General features: G+C 46.1%; 15 protein-coding genes. 13 read left to right on the top strand and 2 right to left on the bottom strand.

All coding sequences use genetic code 11. The features are described 5' to 3' along the window. The first annotated feature begins 4 nt into the window (after positions 1-4). Complete coding sequence (locus tag T472_RS17795; RefSeq protein WP_152975206.1) at positions 5-1,120, top strand: tetratricopeptide repeat protein; 1,116 nt, start codon at positions 5-7, stop codon at positions 1,118-1,120. Beyond that, positions 1,117-1,848: an ABC transporter permease gene (locus T472_RS17790; protein WP_023388291.1), complete on the top strand. Its 732-nt coding sequence runs from the start codon at positions 1,117-1,119 to the stop codon at positions 1,846-1,848. Before T472_RS17795 ends, T472_RS17790 begins: the two co-directional genes overlap by 4 nt. Before the next feature lie 60 nt (positions 1,849-1,908). Here T472_RS17790 and T472_RS17785 read toward each other — a convergent pair whose 3' ends face one another. Together T472_RS17785 and T472_RS17780 are read right to left on the bottom strand one after the other, a co-directional pair. Further along, entirely contained in the window at positions 1,909-2,661 is a 753-nt protein-coding gene (locus T472_RS17785) for a hypothetical protein (RefSeq protein WP_023388292.1), read from the bottom strand. Then, entirely contained in the window at positions 2,658-3,218 is a 561-nt protein-coding gene (locus tag T472_RS17780; protein ID WP_023388293.1) for an RNA polymerase sigma factor, read from the bottom strand. Before T472_RS17780 ends, T472_RS17785 begins: the two co-directional genes overlap by 4 nt. A gap of 187 nt (positions 3,219-3,405) precedes the next feature. On the opposite strand from T472_RS17780, the gene T472_RS17775 reads away from it, so the two are divergent. From T472_RS17775 to T472_RS17725, 11 genes are all read left to right on the top strand, one after another. Continuing rightward, the gene (locus T472_RS17775; RefSeq protein WP_207643992.1) at positions 3,406-4,080 is read left to right on the top strand and encodes a hypothetical protein; all 675 of its coding nucleotides are present in this window, start codon (positions 3,406-3,408) and stop codon (positions 4,078-4,080) included. 389 nt (positions 4,081-4,469) lie between these two features. After that, positions 4,470-4,997 (top strand): NUDIX hydrolase, encoded by a 528-nt coding sequence (locus T472_RS17770; protein WP_023388295.1) that lies wholly within the window; start codon positions 4,470-4,472, stop codon positions 4,995-4,997. Continuing rightward, on the top strand, positions 4,994-5,869 hold the full coding sequence (locus T472_RS17765) for a tyrosine-type recombinase/integrase (RefSeq protein ID WP_023388296.1): 876 nt from the start codon (positions 4,994-4,996) through the stop codon (positions 5,867-5,869). Before T472_RS17770 ends, T472_RS17765 begins: the two co-directional genes overlap by 4 nt. Before the next feature lie 20 nt (positions 5,870-5,889). After that, positions 5,890-7,056, top strand: a complete 1,167-nt coding sequence (locus T472_RS17760; RefSeq protein WP_023388297.1) for a phosphopentomutase — start codon at positions 5,890-5,892, stop codon at positions 7,054-7,056. 8 nt (positions 7,057-7,064) lie between these two features. After that, a complete protein-coding gene (locus tag T472_RS17755) occupies positions 7,065-8,366 on the top strand; it encodes a pyrimidine-nucleoside phosphorylase (RefSeq protein WP_023388298.1) in 1,302 nt (433 codons plus the stop codon). Between the two features lie 161 nt (positions 8,367-8,527). Beyond that, positions 8,528-9,850: an SH3 domain-containing protein gene (locus T472_RS17750; RefSeq protein WP_023388299.1), complete on the top strand. Its 1,323-nt coding sequence runs from the start codon at positions 8,528-8,530 to the stop codon at positions 9,848-9,850. Between the two features lie 80 nt (positions 9,851-9,930). After that, the gene (locus T472_RS17745; RefSeq protein WP_023388300.1) at positions 9,931-10,530 is read left to right on the top strand and encodes a 5-formyltetrahydrofolate cyclo-ligase; all 600 of its coding nucleotides are present in this window, start codon (positions 9,931-9,933) and stop codon (positions 10,528-10,530) included. Continuing rightward, positions 10,517-11,548 carry an aromatic acid exporter family protein gene (locus T472_RS17740; protein ID WP_023388301.1) on the top strand — a complete coding sequence of 344 codons (1,032 nt, stop codon included), beginning with the start codon at positions 10,517-10,519 and terminating at the stop codon, positions 11,546-11,548. The genes T472_RS17745 and T472_RS17740 overlap by 14 nt, the downstream gene beginning before the upstream one ends. Before the next feature lie 28 nt (positions 11,549-11,576). Then, on the top strand, positions 11,577-12,347 hold the full coding sequence (locus T472_RS17735; RefSeq protein ID WP_023388302.1) for a segregation and condensation protein A: 771 nt from the start codon (positions 11,577-11,579) through the stop codon (positions 12,345-12,347). Beyond that, on the top strand, positions 12,307-12,879 hold the full coding sequence (scpB, locus tag T472_RS17730; RefSeq protein ID WP_023388303.1) for an SMC-Scp complex subunit ScpB: 573 nt from the start codon (positions 12,307-12,309) through the stop codon (positions 12,877-12,879). Before T472_RS17735 ends, scpB begins: the two co-directional genes overlap by 41 nt. Positions 12,880-13,126: 247 nt before the next feature. Then, on the top strand, positions 13,127-13,984 hold the full coding sequence (locus T472_RS17725) for a MurR/RpiR family transcriptional regulator (protein ID WP_023388304.1): 858 nt from the start codon (positions 13,127-13,129) through the stop codon (positions 13,982-13,984). Positions 13,985-14,153 lie beyond the last annotated feature (169 nt).

The following is a 14,153-nucleotide window of genomic DNA, read 5'->3' as shown; positions in this document are numbered from 1 at the left end:
GTTAATGAAAACTAGCAGGACAAAGTTCCTGACTATAATACTAATAGTACTGATAGTAGTAATTGGAGCATTCCCATTACTGCAGGATTTTTATGACAGCAAGGATGATCTGTACGGTAAGGATACCCAGCTTGAGGCAGTCTTGAAACAGGCGGATATTTCATCTATTACCGATGAACAACTAGTTGACTTTGCAAGAATATTGCTGATTAGACGAATGTCGAAAGAACTCCAGCCGTATCTATCCGAGCTTAAAAATAGAGCTGATGTGGGAAATTGGTATTATGTATTCAAATATCGGGATAAGCTCAATGGTTTCATGTATGATGATGCTTTTAGTATACTTACTGAGTGGATTTCAGCTTATCCTGATGATGCAGCAGCATTGCTGAGGTATTCGGAGCATGTGCTGGAATCCGATCCTGAAAGAGCGTTAATGGTTATTGAAAAAGCTAAAGCAAACTCACCTGCAGATTCGATATACTATGAGAAGCTAATCAGAACTGTCAAAGACTTCATCGATATGATGGAAGTTGACCAAGTTAAAGCATATGCCATATTCCTCGAAAGCGAGTTTAACCAACTTGAACCAATCCGGATCAAATATCTTGAACTACTTGTTAAGGAGAATGAGGTTAAAAACCTGTCAGGATACGGGAAATTCTACATCGAACTTGGAAACCTCTATAGCATCTTTGGAATTTCTGAAAAGGCTATTGAGGCATATGAAGGGGCAAAATTACATGGAAGTGATGCATCGGCTTATGTGGGGATGGAGTATTTTAAAAACAATGATATTGGTGGGATAAATGAATTGGTCTCAGCCGAAAGTCGAGATAGCAGCGACGGACTGATGCTCATGGGAGTAAAGGAATATCTATCAGAAAACTACGAGAGTGCCTGCAATTATTTTGAAGACTCTCTGGCTAAGGATCCGGACAATATTCTTAATAACTACCTCCTTGTCTACAGCTATGACGCTATTGGAAAAAAAGTTAAGGCAATCGATGCACGAGAAAAATTTGTAGGAGCATACGGTAACTACGAGCTGCAATTCTCCTTCGATTACTATAATGACCTGCTTTCAAGACAGAACCAGATTTTCGGAGATAACCCATGAAGCCGGGCATTGCATGGGTAGAGCTTTATAAGCTTAGCAAGAAGAAGGAGATGGCAGCGGTCATTATTCTTTTTCTCTTTTCATTCATAGGTAACATCGTCCTTAGCTACAAGAACAGAACTGATTTCCCCGTGAGTACATACTGGATCATTTTGTCTTACCTTAGCAATGTATATAACTTTGCAGTTCCTGCATCGATCTGCATGCTTATGGCAAGTTCCATAGCTGGGGAGAACAGCGCAGGAAACCTAAAGACAACCTTCTTAAGTGTGATTCCAAGGAAAAAAGTATACCTGGCAAAGCTTACAGTGACAGCTGGAATGATCATAACATTGAATATCATGCTGATAACGATACTCTTTGTTGTCCTCTTTGCTTTTTTGGGTTTGCTGCCGACAGCTGAGGAGCTTGCAGATATTCTTATCAAGACTGCTTATTACCATGTCCATATGGTCTCACTGTCTGCATTCGTCCTTGCAGTGACACTTTTGTTCAAGTCGAGCATGAAGGCAATGGTATCCATATACATCCTGATAAGTTTTTCAAGGGCAATAGCAGGAACTGGAATATTCGGGTCCAGATTAAGCCCCTTTATCAGGACTTGGATGAAAGTAGGGGTGATTCAAAGAGAGTTCATGACACTGACCATGGCTGTCTACACTATTGTGACAGTGCTATCAGTGCTTTTCGGCCTCTATGGATTTTCAAGGTACAGAGCAAGAGCCTGAGGACCGAAGGGTCATCAGGCTCTTGCTTTTAGTTAGCAGGTATATTTTTTAAAGTACTGGTCATTTGATCATACTCCGGATGTAGTTCTCTATTTCTTCAAGTGTTTTTGCTTCTGAAATTACAGGGTACATATCCCTTGCAAACAAAATTCCATCTCCTGATTTAAGGAATGCAAATCTCATACCGTCAGCTAACCCATATGGTGCGACGTCCTGAAGCTTCAAAGTGTATCCGTTCTGTTCCCAGTATGCACTTCCATCATACTCAATAGGCATGAAGATCCCAGTGGAACCGAGAGTGAGCTGTGAAATTATCTCAGTACCTGTCATCAGCATTCCTCCACTGATTGGACAGGGCAGAAGCACTGATACTGTATCACCTTTGTCAATGGCACCCCTAAATATGTTGTCGACTTTTATCTCCGCAATAGCCCTGTATGCTTTGTCACCCTTGAAGCTTATGACTATGTTGTTAAGCTTTGTGACAGTACCGCTGAATATTGCAGTGTTCCATTTGTTGAAGATATCTTCCTGTGAAAGCCACATGAGGTCAGCTTTGGTAAATGGCAGGTCCGTTGGCGGACTTTCGATGTATTTTGCTATGCCGCTTTGAAATGCCGCTGGCATGCTGGCGCTCTCAAGAGGCTTATTGATTGAAGGTAATGCAAGGGTGAATATGAGCGCCAGGCAGGCAGCCATCGTACCCAGAGTTATGATTATCCTTCCTGAATTTCTCCTCTTCTTATTTTCGCTTCGTTCCAGGATGTCTTCATCCAGCATGCTTATGCTTTCAAAAAGTGTTTCTCTGTTCATACTAAATAGACCTCCTTTTCCAGATGTTTCTTGAGCTTTTTTCGGGTTCGGCTCAGGGACACCACTACATTGCTTTCTGTAATTCCGTATTTAGCGGATATTTCCTGTACTGATTCTACGTAGAAGTATCTTCTGACAAACAAACTGCAGTCCCTTTCCGACAAGGTATGGACGAACTGGTTTATGCTTTCACCAAGCTCCTTCATGATAAGGTCTGATTCAACATCTGATGGGCCCGCCATGCACTCCTCAAGCTCATCAAGGACAGCTGATATCTTGCCGCCTCCACGCTTTATAGCCATAGCTGATTTGTATCTGTTGAATGAAAGGTTCCGGGTGATCTTTGCAAGATACATGCGCAGATTATCAGGAACATGGGGAGGTATTGAATTCCACGCATTAAGCCATGTGTCATTCAGGCATTCCTCCACACTTTCCCTGTCCTGAAGGATATTGTTTGAAATGGCACGGCAATAGGACCTGTATTTTCTTTCAGCCTCAATGATGGCCTTCTCATCTCTTTTATTAAACAGCTCGATTATATCAGAATCATCCAAATCATCACCTCCAGAATCCATGATAAAGGGCCTTACACTTATAATGACAGCAAATGGGCTAAAATATTACAACATGAATAAAAGAATTGGGAATATGAAACAATAAATCAAGTTGGTGTATAATATTATTATACATTGATGGCATAAAGATGTGTATAGATATATGAAGAATAAAATATGTTCCTTTATGGTATTATTGCTTGTTCTTTCAGCTGTCGGCTGCACAAAGTCAAATCAATACCGAAATCTGAACAAGGATGACCCGGACCTGTCTTATTCAATGGAAGCCTTCTTTTCACTTGGTATGGAGCCAGTGGTTAGTGAATCATTTCAGGCTGTCTTCAGCGACCTGACTGAAGTGAAGTATCATGATGCTGAAACCTCGGTTGGATACACATATTATGTATATGAGATATTTTTTGCACCAGTAACTTCAAGACCGCTTTCCCTGAAATCTGTGACAGTCTCACCGACCGGAGAGGCATATGGATATCTGAACAGAGACTTAAACAATGGAAGGAGCAGCCTCAAGGACTGGCAGGGATTTACTGATAAGCTGGTCATTCCCAAGTGGTCCGCAATCAGCGATTTTACCGCCTACAGGCTCCTCATTACCTATAGTGATTTAGGTAATGACACCATGGCATCATACGGTATAGATACTGACATGCTTGATCAGGGAATGGAAAATGTCATACTCAGGATCAGATATGACGGTGGTGAAGATGAGATTAACCTGAGCTTTGGAAAGAAGCCCCATGTAGTTGATTCTAAGGCTGACCCGTTATTGCTTGAAAAGCCATACCTTAAGCCAGTGCTCTCAGATGGCATACCTGAGTTCAGGCTCGAGCCATTGCGTTGATATGATTGCTTTATCTGTTAATCGTCATAATTATCGTTATTGTCATGACTAAATGACATAGGATCATGTTTTCATATCGGGTAATCAGGATTGGATTTATCGTATAAAGTGTCTGATACCTGAAAGCAAGAATCTACCAAAAATAGATTTCGATACAACGAAAAGTAAGACGGATCTTACACAGAGGTTTCGATATAACGAAAAGTAAGATGGAGTTGTCACTGAGATTTCGATATAAATAAAACTAAAAGCATGGTTTACATAACAATTAATATAATTAACAATTTATCCATTTAAACTCAGTGGAACAATATTGTAGAATTAGCGTGTAGACATGGATAATCGGCTTAAAATACTGATTCTTAGTAATAAATAAGGATGGTGGATCGATGGATTTTTTTGAACATACCCTCGAGAGGAATGAGGTGTTCCAGGGGAAGATCATTACCCTTGAGACCCAGACTGTGGAGGTCCAGGACGGGAACACAGCATACAGGGAGATAGTCAGGCACCCGGGTGGTGTATGCATACTTGCAAGGGATGAGAACGACAAGATCCTTCTTGTGAGGCAGTACAGGAAGCCCATGGAAGAGGCGTATCTGGAGCTTCCTGCAGGAAAGCTTGAGAAGGACCTTACACCCTATGAGAATGCTGTGAAGGAGCTGGAGGAGGAGACTGGCTACAGGTGCGATGACCTTATACATCTGGCGACTCTCGCAACCTCTCCTGGCTTCTGTGATGAGAAGATCCACCTGTACATGGCCAAGAAACTGGAAAAGGGGACCAAGGGCGGTGACGACGACGAGTTCATATCCATAGTCAGGCTTTCTGATGCTGAGTTCATAGAGCACATAAAGACCGGTCAGATAAAGGATGCGAAGACAGTTGCGGCATACAGCCTGAGCAAGATAATATGATGGACCCGTTTGTCGGTGAGTTTCTTGAAGAACTTAAGAGCAAGGGAAAGTCTCCAAATACCATTGATGCGTACGGGCGTGACCTGAAGCACCTGACTGACTTCCTGTTGGATGAGGGGATAGACCTTGAGGAATTCAATGAGATAGAAGTGTCCAACTTCATCAACAACCTGCTGGACCTAGGCATGTCAAGGACTACTATATCAAGGCATCTTGTAAGCGTAAGGAACTTCTACAAGTTCCTGAGGAGAAAGAACAAGGTGCTTGAAGCCCCCATACTTTACTTTGAGCTTCCCGAGATAAAGAGGGCGCTGCCAGTATCACTTACCATAGAGCAGGTGGAGGAGCTTTTGGCAATACCGGACACATCTACTGCGAAAGGCAAGAGGGACAGGGCCATACTTGAGATACTGTATGGTGCAGGACTCAAGGCAAGCGAGCTTATAGAGCTTAACTACAGGGATGTGGACCTGTCGAGGGGCTATGTCTCGATCAAGGGGCGGAAGAACAAGGAAAGGCACATTCCGATAGGGTCATATTCAGTGGGTACTCTCAGGGAGTACCTGTCAACCAGGGAGAATATCGTGGGAGCATCGATTCTCTTCCCTTCAATGAGGGGGGAAAGGATGACGAGGCAGGGCCTCTGGAAGATACTGAAGGACTATGCCGATGAAGCCGGTATTGAGGAGAACATCAACATCAACACTTTAAGGCACAGCTATGCGGTGCACATGCTTTCTGGAGGAGCCGACCTTACCACGCTGTCTCTGCTTCTGGGGCACAACGACATCAAGGCAACGTCGATCTACCTGAAGCTTGTCAAGAACAGAAAATTCAAGGATGTATATGAAGAGGCCCATCCAAGGGCATGATTCATCAGAAAGGAGTATTTATGAAAAGAGCGATACTAATAGTCCTCGACAGCGTCGGAATCGGTGAACTGCCTGATGCGGCCGATTACGGAGACGTGGGGAGCAACACATTGGGAAATATTGCGAAGGCAGCAGGAGGTCTCGAACTGCCTAACCTGAAGGGTCTTGGACTAGGAAACATAAGCCCGATACTTGGGGTGGAGCCGGTATCCGACCCGAAAGGAAGCTTTGGGAAATCCGATGAGCTTTCCAAGGGCAAGGATACGGTAACGGGGCATTGGGAGATGGCTGGAGTTATCCTTGAAAAGCCTCTTAATACCTATCCTGAAGGATTCCCGAAGGATATCATAGCTGAATTCGAGGAAAGGATAGGCAGAGGGGTAATCGGCAATACGGTGGCCTCAGGCACTGAGATCATAAAGGAGCTTGGAGATGAGCATGTTGCGACAGGAAAGCCAATAGTATACACATCTGCTGATTCAGTGTTCCAGATAGCCGCGCATGAGGAGGTTATCCCTCTATCAGAGCTTTACAGGTACTGTGAGATTGCAAGGGAGATGCTTGTGGGTGACAGGCAGGTAGGAAGGGTAATCGCAAGGCCTTTCATAGGGACAAGCGGAGCATATGCAAGGACCTCCAACAGGAAGGACTATGCTCTCGCACCGTTCAACAAGACCGTGCTTGAGTATGTCAATGAGGCAGGACTCAATGTCATGTGTGTCGGAAAGATCGAGGACCTGTTCAACGGGCTTGGAGTGACGCATGCAGTCCATACCAAGAACAATGAGATGGGAGTCGACGAGACGATAAAGTACATGGACATGAAGCTTCCTGGATTCATATTCACGAACCTTGTTGACTTCGACATGCAGTTCGGACACAGGAATGACTACATGGGCTACAAGAAGGCACTGGAGGATTTCGACAGGAGACTGCCTGAGATACTTGTAAGGCTGCAGGAGGGAGACCTCCTGATAATAACAGCGGACCATGGCTGTGACCCTACAACCGCCTCAACGGACCATTCAAGGGAGTATGTGCCTATGATAGTAGTGGCAAAGGGCTTAAGGAACGGCGTTGACCTTGGAATAAGGAGAACCTTCTCAGACATGGGAAAGACTGTGCTAGAACACCTGGAAGCGCAAAATGAGATGTTCGGGACAAGCTTCCTCGGACTCCTGAAGTAGGTGAGAATATGAGGATGCTCGACATCATACAGAACAAGAAGCATGGAATGGAGCTTTCAGCTGAAGAGATAGATTTCTTCGTGCAGGGCTATACCAAAGGAGAGATACCTGACTATCAGGCTTCAGCTCTCCTTATGGCCATATGGTTCAAGGGGATGAGTGAAGCTGAGACCGCAAACCTTACAAAATCCATGGTGAACTCGGGGGATACCCTAGACCTGTCTGGGATAAAGGGAGTGAAGGTCGACAAGCATTCCACCGGAGGAGTCGGCGACAAGGTAAGCCTTGTTGTCATACCACTTGTTGCTGCCCTGGGGATAAAGGTTGCGAAGATGTCAGGCAGGGGACTTGGACACACGGGAGGAACGATAGACAAGCTGGGGAGCATTCCCGGCTTCAACACTTCAATAACCATGGACCAGTTCATATCAAACGTCAACAGCCATGGCATGGCAATCGTAGGCCAGACCGCGAACCTGGTGCCGGCAGACAAGAAGCTTTATGCCCTTCGTGATGTAACTGCAACCGTAGACAGCATACCGCTCATAGCAAGCTCCATAATGTCAAAGAAGATAGCATCAGGCTCTGATGCGATAGTCCTTGATGTCAAGGTCGGAAGCGGAGCATTCATGAAGACGATTGAGGACGCAAGGACGCTTGCAAGGGCTATGGTCGGGATAGGGAATAACCTTGGCAGGAGGACTATAGCGATACTTTCCAACATGGACGAACCTCTTGGAAGTGAGATCGGGAATGCCAACGAGGTAAGGGAGGCGATACTGACCCTCAAGGGTGAGGCTGAGAAAGACCTTATCAACGTGGCCTGCGCAATAGCGGCACAGATGGCTGTGGCAGGAGGAGCGTTTACGGATGTCAGTGAAGCTGAAAAGGCTGTGATGGAACTCATAACATCAGGGAAGGCGGTTGACTTCCTTGCGGAGCTTGTGGAGATACAGGGAGGAGACAAGAGAGTCATATACGACCCGGAGCTTCTTCCAAAGGCAGGCTTCGTGATACCTGTGGTTTCGGAAAAGGAAGGATACGTCCATTCAATAATGGCGGAGGAGATAGGTACTGCGGCAATGCTGCTTGGAGCCGGAAGGGAGACCAAGGAGGATGAGGTCGACCATTCAGCGGGGATCACCCTGAAGAAGAAGGTAGGCGACAGGGTAGAAAAGGGAGATGTCCTCTGCATTCTTATGACGAACAGGGAGAACCATGATGCGGCACTCTCGAAGGCACATGAGGCCTATGTTGTCACAGAAGTCCCGCCGGATAAGGTCCCATACATTCTTGATGTGATAGGCTGATTGAAAGGGTATGCTCCCGTATGGAAGTATACCCTTTGTTCATTGTTTTGACTTTAGTTTGAAACCAAAGCAGAAGGCTCTGGTGATAGTATCAGTATGAAAACAGAATAAACTTCGATAGTTCATTCTTCTTGTTTCAAGGTTCCTCGGGAGGTGCTGAGATGAGACACGGAGGAAGAAAGGCACTTATTGCAAGATTTGCTGTTTCTGTTGTCATCACAATGCTCTTATCGGTAACCGGCACATTATCATCGGGACGATTTCATGATGTAACTGCTGCGGAGATTAAATTCACTACTGCTAACCTGAACCTCAGGACGGGACCGGGTACCATATATCCGGTAATAACAGTTATCCCGAAGGGGGCTGAGGTTTCTGTAGACAGCTATTCAGGGAACTGGGCCCATACAACGTATGGCTCATATGTCGGGTATGCCAGCAATACCTATCTGGCATCGCATTCAGATGGTACCGCCATGATGACTACCGCTAACCTAAACTTCAGGACAGGACCCGGTACGGGATATCCAATAATCATGGTGATTCCAAAGGGCTCGCAGGTCATGGTGGACAGCACCTCAGGAGGCTGGGCACACGCGTCTTACTCAGGGAAGACGGGATACCTCAGCGTGGCATATCTTACGGGCTCGCTTCCAGATACCGGGGGAGCTGTAACGAGGTATACCACAGCGGACCTTAACCTGAGGGCAGGACCGGGAACAGGTTACGCGATACTTGCGGTGATCCCGAGGGGTACTCCTATCAGCATTACGTCATCAGCCAATGGATGGGCAGCCACAACCTATGGAGGCAAATCTGGATACGTAAGCACATATTACCTTTCTACCACACCACCGGGAAGCACAACACCTTCAGGATCAGCTGCAGCCATAAGGAAGGGCAACGAACCATATTCAGGAAAGCGGATAGCACTCACATTCGACGACAGCGGAACTGTATCACAGATCAGGAACATCCTTGATATTCTCGATGCATACGGAGTCAGGGGCACATTCTTCCCTACCGGGTCGTTCGCTTCAGCCAATCAATCAATAATACGTGAGATATCGACAAGAGGGCATGAGGTTGAGAACCATACGCTTTCCCATGTGGAGCTCACAAAGTCAAGCGATGCCGAGATAAGGAGACAGATAAGGGAAGGAAACAACATAATACGAAATATAACTGGTAAGACGCCATACCTTCTCAGACCTCCGTACGGCTCATATGACTCGAGGGTCCTAAGGATCGCCGGTGAGGAGGGCATGAAGTATGCGGTCCTGTGGTCAGTTGACCCAGCTGACTGGGCATCCTATTCCACTGTCACAAGTATAATAAACAACGTCCTCAGCAACGCTTCTAATAACGGCATAGTGCTCTTCCACATGCATTCCTACAAGTCCCAGAAAGCTCTGCCGACCATAATACAGGGACTGAAGGACAGAGGCTACACATTCTGCACAGTTGAGGATATGGTGAACTGATTATATTGCCGGGAAATACCCGGCTTTTCTTTTTTTCTTTGGATGCATATAATTGAGGTGTGGGTTAAGGAGGGGTATAGTTGGCAAAGATAGACGAAGATAAGGATAAGTTCCGGAAAACAGTGAGAAGGATAGCGGATACGTTCGGTCATCTCAACATGACGGAATGGAGCGGTGAAATAGCGGAAAGGGTATTCACACTTCCCGAATACAAGGCAGCCAAGACCATATTCACCTTCATTGGAGTGGACAGTGAGGTTGATACGAGGCCCATAATTCAGAGGGCGATACTTGAAGGCAAGAGGGTTGCGGTGCCCAGGACCTTCGGTAAGGGGATAATGGTCCCATGTGAGATAATGGGGCTCCATGACCTGATACCTGGAAGGTATGGCATCCCTGAGCCACAGGATGATGCTCCTGAGGTTCTTCTGGGAGAAGGGGACCTGATCCTTGTCCCCTGCCTTGCGTGTGACCTGGAGGGAATGAGGATAGGTCACGGGGCAGGCTACTATGACAGGCTGCTGGCGGGAAGCAAGGCCTTTAAGGCTATCCTCTGCTTTGATGCGCTTGTGGTTGAGGATATTCCATACGATGAGCATGACATAAGGTCGGATATGGTTATTACAGAGAAAAGGCTGGCAAGGACCGGGAAAGGCAGTGAACAGCATGAAGCTATTTAAAGCCATTGGACTCAGGAAGGAAGCTGTGCTTTTGGATTCGTGGCTGTATATACTCAAGTCCATGATGGCTATAGCCGCCGGATTCCTTATAGGAAGGGTGGTGCCGATTGCGAACCTTGACATGATTACAGTTCTTGTAGGGGTCATGTACACCCTTGAACCGGTAAACCTGCACGGTATAAGGGGAGGTCTCAGTCAGCTGCTGACATCTGCTCTGGGTGCTGCAGCCACTGCAGCTGTGGTTCAGGTGTTCGGGCTGAACGCCTTCACAGTGGCCATATCGATGGGGCTTGTATTGTACGTATCGCTTAAGATAAACTGGAGGATGGTGTCACCTGCCGCCATCTTCACAAGCATATACATGACACAGAATATACGCATTGGTCCGCAGGGAACTCCCAGTATGATATATACCTTCCTGATCAGGATTGCGGCTCTCGGCTTGGGAGTCCTGGTGGCTATAATCTTCAACTGGCTATTCTCAGCTCTTTACTACAGGAGGCTTCCGGAGAAGAGGCTGGAGCTTGTAAAGATGAATACGATCGAAGGCTTTGAGCATTCAAGGGAGATATTGTCAGGTGATAAGGCCTTTTCAAGGGAAGAATTCACAAGTCTCCTTACAGGTATTTTCTCCAACATAGAGATGGTATCAGGAAACATGGCTGCCATGCTCGGCGAGGGGAAAAGGTCTGAAGAAATCAGACGATACATGGAGATACTATGGAGACTCAAGGAAGTCAACCACCTGACCTATGATACAGGGTACGCGGTTGGAGGGGGGCAGGAGGTAACCTTGGAACTGAAGGACAAGGTCCTTAAGGTGCTTATGGAGGCAGAGCGTATGCTGTCCATTATAGATTACTCAAGGAACAATGCAGCAGTGGATTCGGGCAGCATTGAAACCCTGTCTGGTTTTGCCTCCGATGTATCAGGGGCATCATATGGAAGGATCGAAGAGAATATCAGAAGGATCGCAAAGAACCTGCTTGAAATAATCGAAATTACGAATGTCAGATAATCAAACGTGACAAGAAAGGAAGCTGCCGATGTCTGAACTAAGGCTCAACATAACAAATTTCGAAGGACCGTTCGACCTCCTGCTGCATCTTATCAAGGCTAACAAGATGCAGATCAGGGATGTCAGGATCTCTGAGATAACATCACAATACATAGCCTATCTCAATGAGATGAACGAGCTGGACATGGAAATCGCTTCGGAATTCCTGGTGATTGCAGCTACACTCATAGAGATCAAGTCAAGGGAGCTGCTTCCGAGAAACGCAGAGCCCGAGGATGAGGATGACATCAAGGAGAAGCTGGTGCTGAGGATCGAGGAATACGAGGCGTTCAAGCTTATTGCAGAAAAGCTCTCTGAAAGGTTCGGCCGCGACATCTGGATCTTCACCAAGATGCCTGAGACCATCGAAGCGGAGGAGGTTCCTGTATCAGAGCTCCTGAAGGGACTCACCATGGAGAAACTGCACAAGACCTATGCGGACCTGATGGACAGGAAGAAGGCCAAGATCAACAAAGAGTCGACAATGACAAAAAGCATAGAGGCTGAAAGCTACAGGATTGAGGATAAGATGGAGGAGCTGGAGAGGGTGATCATAAAAGGGAAACCTCTGAAGCTGTTCGACATGCTTGAAAGGTCCAACTCAAAATACGAAGCAATTGTCATTTTCCTTGCAGTATTGGAACTTGCAAGAGGAAGAAAGGTGACACTGTCACAGGATGATATTTTTACGGAGATCATAGTAGCGAAGGGAGACGCGGATGGAGACCACAATACAGACGGAAATGACATTGGGCCATGACTTGAAGAAGCTTGAGGGCATCCTGGAAAGCCTGCTCTTCGCATCGGGGGAGGCTGTCAAAGGTTCTGACCTTGAAAGGATAATGGGGATTTCAGCTGATATCCTGGAACAGGTAGCTGAAGGCTACAGGTCTTCCCTGGCACAGGAAGGCAGAGGATTGAAGCTGATGCTGATAGAAGACAGGTATCAGCTTGGTACATGTGAAGAAAATGCTCCCTACCTGAGGCAGCTTCTTGGTGTCAACGAGCGTCAGAGCCTTTCAAAGGGTGCTCTGGAGAGCCTCTCGGTAATAGCGTTCAAGCAGCCTGTGACAAGGGTTGAGATTGATGAGATAAGGGGAGTCAGCAGTGAATATGTTCTGCAGAAGCTGATGGAAAAGGAACTCATCAAGGAAGTCGGAAGAAAGGATGCACCTGGAAGACCAAGGCTTTATGGGACAACTGACGAATTCCTTATGCAATTCGGATTTTCGAGCCTTAAGGAAATGAGGGGTGAAGTTACTCCCGTCCTCAAGAATGTGGAAAATGAATAGATAGGGAAAAGGCCGGACTGGCCTTTTTAAACGGATTCAATATTACATAATAAATATTATGGTGAATCGATTATTGTCTGCATGTAAAATCAGGATTCATATTTCAGAATCTTGATGCAGGAATATGGTCTTCCTGCAAAAAATAGGTTGCAGGAAATGCAAAATATAAATTCAAATGAAGCCGATTTGTAGTAGAATTGAATCAAGGAAGGTCTATAGGCCTTATAAGTTTGGAAGGTGGTATTTTATGGAAGGCAACAGAGACGACCTGATGCGCAACATACAGGGAAGATTCCCCAAGCTGAGCAAGGGACAGAAGCTCATTGCAGAATTCATACTCAAGCATTATGACAGGGCGGCTTTCATGACGGCGTCGAAGCTTGGCTCAAATGTAGGGGTCAGTGAATCCACAGTTGTCAGGTTCGCGAATGAGCTGGGCTATGAAGGATATCCTGAGCTGCAGAAATCCCTGCAGGACCTGGTAAAGGTGAAGCTCACCACAGTTCAGAGGCTTGAGATAACAAAGGACCTCGTAAGCTCTGAGAATGCACTGAAGGGCGTACTCAAGGCTGACATGGAGAATATAAGGGCGACACTTGAGAAGATCAACCAGAAAACCTTTGATTCCTTCGTGGAATCGATATTCAGCGCCAGGAACATATACATAATCGGCCTGAGGAGTTCAAGCACGCTTGCTGACTTCTTCGCGTTCTACCTGAACCTGATCCTTGAAAACGTAAAGTCACTTAATCACGGCATAAGCGACATCTTCGAGCAGATGCTGAAGATCAGCGACGAGGACCTTATCATAGGAATAGGATTCCCCAGGTACTCCAACAAGACCATAGAGGTCCTTGATTTTGCCAAGGAGAGGGGTACCAAGATCTGCGTAATTACTGACAGCCTGCTTTCACCCCTTGCAGCCAGGGCGGACCTCAGCCTCATAGCACAGAGCAACATGGCTTCCTTTGTCGATTCCCTTGTGGCACCGATGAGTGTGATCAATGCGCTTATCATCGCAGTCGGCCTGAAGAAGAAGGACCACGTTGCTGAAACCTTCAACACACTTGAAGACATCTGGAAGAGGTATGATATCTACAATTGACGAATAGTCAAAATTAGCGGGTTTGGATTCGATTTCACGAGTGAAATTCTCAATAATTTATGCAATAATTAATGATGTAAAGGTTTATATGGTAAGGTGACAAAGTTATCCATGATATTCATATCCTTCATCAAAAAGAGTAAAATGGAATTAAGGATATTGTGTGTTC

This window comes from Youngiibacter fragilis 232.1 (assembly GCF_000495435.3).
GTDB lineage: Bacteria > Bacillota > Clostridia > Clostridiales > Clostridiaceae > Youngiibacter > Youngiibacter fragilis.
The sequence above is the reverse complement of the archived record's forward strand: the minus strand, read 5'-3'. Positions and strand labels throughout refer to the sequence as shown.